We start from the raw sequence: 8,426 nt of genomic DNA, 5'->3' as shown, positions 1-8,426 counted from the left end.
AACTCCGCCCGCGCGGTGTACAACGCCGCGGTATAACCCGCAGGACCCGAACCGATGACGATCACCTCGTGAACAGTGTCGGCGCTCATACGAACCTCCTCACAAATGACGCTGCATGGAATCGTCTCAACACCAGGGCGGGCAGCGCTGTTCCCGAGCGTGTCCCACGGCACATCGCACCACACTAAGCGCGCGGGACCTGGGTGTCGGCCAGCAGTCCGGTGTCGGCGGCGCTGCAGCTCGGCGCGACGGCGAAGACCGCCAGGCTGCCGGGTGTGTCCCCGGCCAGCACCAGCAGGACGCCGGCACGGGCGTTGATCTGAACCGGACGCGCGCCGAGCACCTGGGCGGAGGCCTGATATCCGAGGCCGGTGAGGCAGGAGGCGCGCCGTTGCGGGTCTCGGAGCGGGCCGTAGTCGGGGCCGCGGTCGAGTAGGTCGAGAATCTCCGACCGCGACAGCGGGATCGCCATGGGCAGTGCCGACACCGTGATGTGCTCGGCGGTGACCTCCGTGCTCGGCGTGGAAGCGGGCGCGTGAATCAGCGCGGCCGTACCCAGCCCGATCCCGGCAAGCGTTGCGGCGAATCCCGCCGACACCGCGATGACGCGTGCCGGACGGATGCGGGGCCGCGCGGAGTGGGCAGGTCCGGGTGAGCGGCCCGACGGCGGTCCGGCCGAGCGCAGCGCGGCGGAGACCCTGGCGGTGACGCCGGGCGGCGGCTCGGGTGCCGACACCGGATCTGAGGCCACAGCGGCGACGTCGCGGCGCACCCGGTTGAGGGCCCGAAGCACCCCTTGGGCCCGTTGATCGGCGCGAACCCGTCGGCGTAGTCGCGCCGCATCCTCGTCGCCCAGCAGGCCGGCCTGCATGTCGGCGAGGGCGTCGACCGTCAGCGGCGGGCCGCCTTCCGCATCGCGGCGGCGCGCCGGATCGCTCTCCGCTTCCTCCATCTGCCCCAGTCTCCGTCATAGGCAGCCCGATGGCCACGTTTCACGACTGGTCGGGAATCGCATTCGCGCCCGCCTCGAGGTATCCGAGCAGCTCGGCGAGCCGGACCCGCGCCCGGGCACATCGGCTCTTCACCGTGCCCTCCGCGATGCCGAGTAGCCGGGCCGTGTCGGCGATCGAGTAGCCCTGCATGTCGACCGCCACGACCGCGGCCCGCTGCTCGACCGGTAACCGCATCAAGGCCTTGTGCACCACGATCGCCGTATCCACCTGGGCGGTGCGATCGGGCACCGGGTACACGTCCTCCAGCGGGGCGGTCGGACGCGACTTGGCGCGCCGCAGCCGGTCCAGGCAGGCGTTGACGACGATGCGGTGCAGCCAGCTGCCCACCGCGGCATCGTGACGGAAAGCGCCGGCCCCGCGGTGCGCCGAGAGCATCGCGTCCTGCAGTGCGTCCTCGGCGTCCTCGGCGCTGCGGGTCGTCAGCCGGGCCAGCCGATGCAACTGGCGTCGATGACGGAGGAACAGCTCACTGAAGGCGTGGCGGTCGCCGGCGACGTGTGCCGCCAGTAGCTCGGCATCGGTACGTTCCCGCTGGCCTTGACCCCTGCACCCCACGCCCGGACCGTAGCCAATCGCCTACCGGGGGGCACTTCACCTCGAGCTGCAGGCTGTGCACGGCAGGTTCAGGACGCGGCCGCAACCGTGATTTCCGAGATCGCCGCGCGGCTTTTGCCGTCGGTGCTGCCCAACGTCGAGATCCACACCAGCAGATTCGATGTCGGTGCAGTAGACGTGACCGCGATGACGTTGTGACCGGGATGCAGTGTCACGGCCGGCATCAGCAGTGTGGTGTCGTCCAGTTTCGCCGGGTTCGGTGTGGGCGACGATCGAAGCTCGACCGCGGTGCCGGTGCTGGAGCTGTCGATGGAGACCGCGCCGACCACCGTCGGGCTCGGCAGCTGCAGCATCAGCCCGACCCCGTTCTTGAAGGAGGGGAACGGAGCGGCATCGGTGTAGGTTTCGGTTTCCCACGAGGTGGAGGGGTCGCCGTCGATCGCCAGCCCGGCCTGGCCCGGATTGTCGGCGTCGCCGTCGGGGGAGAAGACGGTGGCGGTCGTGGGCTTGACGACGCTGCCGGCGGGGGCGGTGCTGACAGCCGACCCCACCGACGACGACGTGGGCCCGTTGAGCCCGAGCCCGTCCTTGTTCAGGCCGCCGCCGACATTGCCGAAAATCTTGCTGACCACCGAGGCGAGCACCAGGAGTGCGGCCACGAGGACCGCCAGGCCCGCGCCGACACCGATCAACACGTTGCGGCGTCGGCGCGCGAAGACGGCCGGGTCGCCGGCGGCCGGGCGACGCGGCACCGACGCCGGGGTGTCGTCGGCCGGGCCGAGGACCTCGGTGCGGTCGGCCACTGCGGTCGCCTGCTGCAGCAAGTTCCGCAGCGTCGAGGCGCTGCGTATGCCGCCGTCTTCTTGCGCCGCCCGCACGGCGACGGCCGATATCGGGAAGGGAATCGTGCGGTCGATGACCGTGGGTTCGACGAGGACGCCGTTGGCGTCGCGATCGGCGGGGGCGAACCCGCCTCGCGGCTCGGGCTCCGGCAGTGGCCACCGGTTGACCAGAAGGGCGTAGAGCGCAGCGCCGATGCCGCGGATGTCGCTCTGCGGATCGGCGTCGGGCATGGTCGCGGGATAGGCCAGCACGACGTCGCCGTCGATGCTGACGCGCACCCGGTTCGGGTGGTCGATGGACAGGGCCACACCGGTGCGGTGGGCGGCCTCGGCGGCGGCGGCCAGCGACTGCATCGCGCGCACGGCGCCGACGGGCGAGGGCGCGGTGTCGGCCACCTCCTGTAGCGAGCCACCGCGAATCCATTCCGAGACCACCAGGCCGCCTGAACCGGTGTGCACCACGTCGAGCACGCGGGCGACACCGGGCTTGTCGATCCGGCTCAGGCGCAACGTGCGGGACAGGATTTCCTGCACCACGTCGTCGGGTAGGGAACCATTCGGGTCGACGAACGTCAGCGCCACCTGCCGGTCCAGCGCGGTGTCGAGTGCCTGCCAGAACTGCAGCGGTGGTGCACCACCGTGGGAGACCAATAGTCGATAGCGGCCGCCGGCGATCCGCGCGCCGGGAACCAGGTGCGTGTCCTCGGACGGCGGCGATTCCCCGCCACGCTCGCGGGGCGCATCGGGCTGGAAGGCGTCCGGCATGGGCCGTGGAAGCTCGGAGCCTGACACGGCGCCCGGTGCGGCGCTGTCCGTGGGGCGGTCGGTCACCTCCGGTCCTTTCGGTATCCGGGCTTTGCCTGCCCGCTCCAGCGGCCTGCGAGACGCGTTGACCGTATTCACTCTCGGCAGGGACGAATGGCTCTGCTCAGGGTACGTGACGGGGCTCGCACCGGACGATCCGTACGGTCCGTTCTTTTTGCCGGCCGCCGCCGTCCCCGCCGCGCGCGCGTCGCGGCGCCCGATCCGGCGCCCGACCGCCTCCCGTGCCGCCTGTGCCTCGGGGACCTGAGCGCGCAGCATGACCGTCGCCATGATCGGCACCATGATGGTCGCAAGGACCAGGAGGCGCAGCAGCGAACCGGCACCACCACCGTGCGCCGTGAGCCGGCCCAGGCCCAGCAGGCGGTCGGCGACGTGGGCCAGCAACCCGGCCAGCAGTGCCGCGGCTGTCGTCACCAAGATGGTCCGCACCGTGGACGCGTCGACCAGGTGACCGCCGCGGGGCAGCAGCGCCAGTCGCAACAGCAGGTAGCCCACGACCGCACCGGCCAGGAACCCGACGCCGTTGGCCAGGCCGAGCAGGCCGGCCACCAGGTTGGGGTCTCCGGTGAGGTGCGGCGCCAGCAGCGACGCGGCGATCTTGACGGCCGTGATGACGACGACGACGACGATCGGGGTCCATGGCTGCTCACGCGCATAGAACACGCGCAGCTGCAGCAACACCAGGCCGTAGGGGATCAGCGTGAAGGCCGACAGCGTGATCGCGATGCCCAGATACCCGGCGTCGACCTGCCCGAAGTTTCCGTAGGCGAACAGGGCGCTGCCGATGGCCGGGCCGCCGACGGTCATGACCGCCACGATCGGGATCAGCGTGACCAGGGTCAGCCGGGTGGCCAGGGACAGATCGGCGAGCACGCCCTTGATGTCGGCGGCGGCGGCGTTGCGGCTCAACCGCGGCATCACGACGGTCAGCACCGTCACCCCGATCATGCCGTAGGGCAGCATCAGGACCAGCCACGTGTAGTTGTAGATCGCGGGCCCGGAAGCCGCTGCGGTGCTGGCGATCTCGTTGCCGACGATCAGACCGAGCTGGCTGATCAGCACGTAGAGCACCATGGCGACGGCCATCGCGCCGAAGCGCTTGAGCCGCTCGTCGATTCCCCATAGCGGGCGCAGGCTGATGCGCTCGCGCCGCAGCGCGACCAGCAGCACCGCAACCTGGGCGAACACGCCCACGGTGGTGCCGATTCCGAGCACCAGCAGCTTGGGGTTGCCCATCCGAACGGGATCGACGGAAAGCGCGCCGGGGACTGCGACGTACACCGCCAGGGTCACGAGCGCGACGACGTTGTTGACGACGGGCGCCCAGGCCGTCGGCCCGAACACGTTGCGCGTATTCAGGATCGCCATGAACACCGACGTCAGACCGTAGGCGAGAACCTGCGGCAGCAGCAGGTAGGCGAAGGCGGTGGTCAACTGCTCGTTGACCTGGGGGACGCGGCCCAGCATCAGCCGCACCAGCAGCGGCGCGGCCAACACCGACAACGCCGTCGCCACCACCAGCAGTGCGGTCGTCACGGTGACCAGGCGGCGCACGAATGTGGCCCCGCCGTCCGGGTCGGATTGCTCAGCGCGCGCGAGCACCGGCACGAAGATCGCGGTGAACGTTGCCTCGAGCACCAGGGCGGCAACGAGATTCGGCAGCTGGTTGGCTACCGAGAATGCACTCGACAGCGCCGCGCCCAGCATGGCGGCCAGTAACACGATCCGCGCGAAACCGGTCAATCGGCTGACCAGGGTGGCGAGGGCGATCGCCCACGACCGCGACACCACCGCGGAGTCCGACAGCTCCACGCGCCGGGGAACCGCCGGTGCAACCGGTGCGGCGGGAGGCGCGGCGTGGTGCCGCCGGTTCGGCTGCGGCTGCGGGTAGGCCCGCCGCGAGGCTGGTGTCATACCCGGTGCTTTTCGTCGACCTCGGGGGCGGACTCGTCGTGCAGTTCGGCCGGCCTCGGCTGCGGCGGAATTCCACGCCGCGGCCGGTCCAGGTCGGCGGGGTCGGGCTGGCCGCGGAACCGGTGCCACAGGCGGCGCCCGGCCAGCAGCACCAGCACCGCCGCGGCGCTCAGCGTGATCGCGAACAGCACCTTGCCGTAGGCGTTGGAATGCACCAACAACCGCACCGGGTCGCCCAGGCGCATCCCGGCAGGGGTGCGCAGCGTCACGTCGACGGCGACCCGCTTGGTGAAGTTCACCTCGATCGGCACATGCAGCGGCAGGTATCCGGGCGGCAGTTCGATCTGACCGACATCGGTCACGGTCATCCCGGGGGGAGCGTCGACCTGCAGGCGCACCCGGATCGGCACCGCCAGGCCGTTGTGCAGAGCCAACGGGAGCGGACTGTGCTCGGTGGCCAGGGTGTAGGACCCGCCGGGGTTGACGATCGTGACCGCGCCGAAGAGGTCGTTGATCGCGGAGCCGACTATCCCGAGGCTCTGCTCGGCCAGCCCATTGCGGGTGTCGGGTGGTTCGGACTGACTGAGCGCGCGCAGCATGTCCTCCCGCAGCGGCGCGGTGTACGCGCTGCCGGTCAACCCGGTGCGCTCATCGGTGCTCAGCGCGGCGGTCAGACCCCACAGGCGGCCGACCTGCCCGGCGATGTCGGCGGTGACGTTCTTGGTGAACCGGCCACGCACCGCGGGGTAGTGGCCCATCGGTTGCGGCGGGGCGGTGTGCGCCGCCGCGTCGGCGATGACCGCCGGCAGTGGCCGCGGCACCCCGAGTCCCGAGCGGATGGTGGTGGCCAGGGCGGTCATGATGACCTGGGCGTCGTCGGCCTGCAGGTTCCACGACGGCGGCGGGACGAGGATCTGGGTTCGTGGTGCGGCGTCACGCTGGAGGGCGTGCCAGAAGATGGAGCCCAGGGCGTCCTGACGCCGCGCGGTCTGCGAGTCGTGCGCGAGCCGCACCGCCAGCGACGAATCCAGGTAGGTCGGGACTGCGGGGTTGATTCCCGCGCCGGCCAGCGCAGCGCCGACCGCCGGGTCGAACGGCGCGACCACCACGTGCGGGGAAACCCGCCAAGGCGCCGTGTCGACCGCGGCGGGAAGGTCACGGCCCGGCCCGTTCGGCCCGTCGTGGGCGGCCAGGTCGGCGGCCGCGATGGCGACGGTGCTGCCGTTGACTGCGTTCTCGACGGCGCTGAGCAGGTCGACCGCGCGGCCGGTCAGCGGCCCGTCTGGCAACAACGTGGCACCGCGGGTGGTGCTGACGTCGAGGATGCGGTCGACGATTCCGTCCACGCCCGCGGTGGCGATTGCGCTCAGCCCGGGGTCGTTCACGCGTTGCAGCGCATCGAGATCGGCCTGGGCGTAGGGCAGTGGCGCCACGCAGAGCCGATGGGCCAGTGCACGCAGCCGGTCCAACCAGGTGATCGCCGCAGCCTGGCCGGTTCCCGGATGCGTCGGGGTGCCCGGCCGTTGGGCGGGTCCGTCGGGCGAGTCGGATACCACGTAGCCGCCGGTCATCGCATTGACGGTGACCAGCAGGTCCGGGTCGACGGCCAGACACAGCGCCCGCCCGACAGCGCCGTCGGGGTCGACGTCGTGGCTGGTGGCGATCTCGGCTGCGGACAGCAGGATGTCCAGCCGGCCGCCGCTGGCCAGAGAGGTGGCCAGGTCGTCGTCGACCAGCCGGACCGGGATGCTGCCGCCGGGGAAACCGGGGGCCAGCCGGGGCCGGTCGGCCAGTGGCCACAGCATGGTGATCCACACGGGTTTGGACGTGTCGGGGGCGACGGTGGAGTCCAGGTCGTCGGCGCGGTCGGGAGGGACGCCGATCACCGGCAGCAGGAACCGCGCGTTGTCCAGACGGGCGGGTGCACCGTAGTCGGGCGTCCCGTTGACGTTGACCAGCACCGGGTAGATCCCCGGTTCGTCGATGCCGAACGACGACCTGGTCACCGAGCGCAGGGGAGCCGAGAGGGTGAAGCCCGCCCCCTGCCCGCGCTGCAGTTCGGGGGCGACGGTCACAAAGTCCGACACCGGCCGGTACTGCTCGGTGCCGCCGTCCAGCGAGGTGCGCAGACCCGCGGAGGCGGTAACCGCCGCGGCGTGCTCGAGCCGGACCACCACGTCGCGGACCGGGCGGTCGCCGACGTTGGTGACCACCCCCCTGACGGTGACGAGGGGCGGGCTGGTGGTGGTGACCACATCCGGGGTGACCTGGTCGATGCGGACACGCACGAATGGCGTGGCACCGGGCTCACCGGCCGCCGCGCGGGGTGGAGTGGCACCGGTGAGCAGGGCGAATCCGGCGACGATGGCGACCACCGCGGCACGTCGCATCCAGCCGGCCAAGCAGAATCGCGGCGCGATCACGGGCCGGGCCCGCGGCCGTTCTTGCGGCCCGTGGCGGGATTGTCGACATGGCGGGTCCGCGAATGGGTCTGTGGGCGTCGGCGCGGCGAGCTGGGCGGCAGCGGCGGCAGCGAGGACGGCCCGTCGCTTTGCAGCTTGTCGATCAGCTCGCCGGCCACCTGCGCCAGCCGCCGCTCGTCGGCATAGGAGAGCCGCGACGGCAACTCCTGCACCGGCACCCAGGCCACTTCGGCGACTTCAACGTCGTGGTCGGACAGCTCGCCGCCGGAAAAGCGCATCAGATAGTGGTGAACCGTCTTGTGCACCCGGCGGTCTTCGGTGACGAACCAGTAGTCGATTCGTCCCAGGGCAGCCAGCACGCTGCCCCGGATCCCGGTCTCCTCGGCGACCTCGCGCATGGCCGTCTGCTCCGCGGTCTCGCCGAGTTCGATGTGCCCCTTAGGCAGTGACCACAGCATCCGGCCGCGCCGGTCGAAGCGACCGATCAGCGCCGCCACCTGAGAGTCTCGAGGCCCGTCGAGCCCGTCGACGACCAGCCCCCCGGCCGATGTCTCGTGGACTGTGCGCAGGCGTTCGGGCCCGCGGGGGGCGCGCGGTTTGGTCGTGGCTGCGCCCCCGGCCGGCTGGCCGCCGATCTGGTCCTCCGGCGATGCCGCGGCACCACGACGATGGCGCCGACCCCGGCGCCGACGCGGTTTGGCTTGTTCGCCCTCCGACACCCAAGCGATAGTAGCTGGCAAGGGCCGGTGTCCTTGACATACTCGCCGGTTGTCGTCAAGGGCTCTCCGATGTCTGATCAGATCGGGCCGATCGCCTTCGCGACAGCCCGGGCCGAAATCACAATGAGCGGCCAG

Annotated in this window: 6 protein-coding genes; all 6 read right to left on the bottom strand. The window is 71.2% G+C overall.

Translation table 11 applies throughout. The features are described from left to right. Nucleotides 1–89 (bottom strand): hypothetical protein (locus tag AC2VOK_RS19975; RefSeq protein ID WP_428900950.1); only part of this gene is annotated, 89 nt, incomplete at its 3' end. Nucleotides 90–184: 95 nt separating this feature from the next. Continuing rightward, on the bottom strand, nt 185–952 hold the full coding sequence (locus AC2VOK_RS19970) for a serine/threonine-protein kinase (RefSeq protein ID WP_428901989.1): 768 nt from the start codon (nt 950–952) through the stop codon (nt 185–187). A 40-nt stretch (nt 953–992) separates the two neighbouring features. Then, a complete protein-coding gene (sigM, locus tag AC2VOK_RS19965; RefSeq protein ID WP_428901988.1) occupies nt 993–1,568 on the bottom strand; it encodes an RNA polymerase sigma factor SigM in 576 nt (191 codons plus the stop codon). Nucleotides 1,569–1,636: 68 nt separating this feature from the next. Next, nucleotides 1,637–5,149 (bottom strand): murein biosynthesis integral membrane protein MurJ, encoded by a 3,513-nt coding sequence (locus tag AC2VOK_RS19960; protein ID WP_428901987.1) that lies wholly within the window; start codon nt 5,147–5,149, stop codon nt 1,637–1,639. Beyond that, nucleotides 5,146–7,539: a hypothetical protein gene (locus AC2VOK_RS19955; protein WP_428901990.1), complete on the bottom strand. Its 2,394-nt coding sequence runs from the start codon at nt 7,537–7,539 to the stop codon at nt 5,146–5,148. The genes AC2VOK_RS19960 and AC2VOK_RS19955 overlap by 4 nt, the downstream gene beginning before the upstream one ends. A 29-nt stretch (nt 7,540–7,568) precedes the next feature. Beyond that, nucleotides 7,569–8,291 (bottom strand): NUDIX hydrolase, encoded by a 723-nt coding sequence (locus AC2VOK_RS19950; protein WP_428901986.1) that lies wholly within the window; start codon nt 8,289–8,291, stop codon nt 7,569–7,571. Nucleotides 8,292–8,426 lie beyond the last annotated feature (135 nt).

The organism is Mycobacterium sp. TH-M116 (genome assembly GCF_057473685.1).
This window is presented reverse-complemented; position numbering and strand designations above follow the sequence as displayed.